Raw genomic sequence first — 556 nt, forward strand, 5'->3', positions numbered from 1 at the left:
AAAAGAACATTGCATGCATAAGCGACCATGCAGACTCTCTATTTAGAATTTCTAATGAGCTGGTGGATCAGTACAACTTCATCATAGATTCATTGCCTTTAAATGCGATAAACGAACTGACTTCAGAAGACATCAATGAAAGATACAACCGCATTTTTGTTGTTTGTGAACCTTCTGTTGCATCGTTACGCGCTTACCACTCGATAAAGAAAAAATTAGGAAAGGCCGAGCATCGAATCATTTTTTCTATGACTCGATCGCAGAAGGATTACATGATGCCTCTCCAAGGCGCCAAAGAAAAAATTAAAGCGAAAGACACCATTGATTTCGTTTATGAAGCCAATTTGGAAAAGTTGATCATCCAACAGGGCATTCACAATACGGCGAAAATTAAGTTCACCCCAGCTATTGCAAATATGGTGAATTCGCTGACTGGTAAAAAAGTCAAAGTGCAGAAAAAGTTCGCGTGGTTTAAGAAATGAATCACCTAAAAGAAGTTTATATTGACATAAGAGACGAAATCTTTGACGCGCTTGATGCCGCTTCTTTAGTCGAT

At 38.5% G+C, this 556-nt stretch carries 1 pseudogene; it reads left to right on the plus strand.

What is annotated here, in order from left to right:
* A pseudogene (locus R7044_RS27270) lies at nucleotides 1–482 on the plus strand (type II secretion protein); the annotation flags it as partial.
* Nucleotides 483–556: the final 74 nt, after the last annotated feature.

The sequence above is a fragment of the Vibrio sp. 1402 genome (assembly GCF_033340275.1).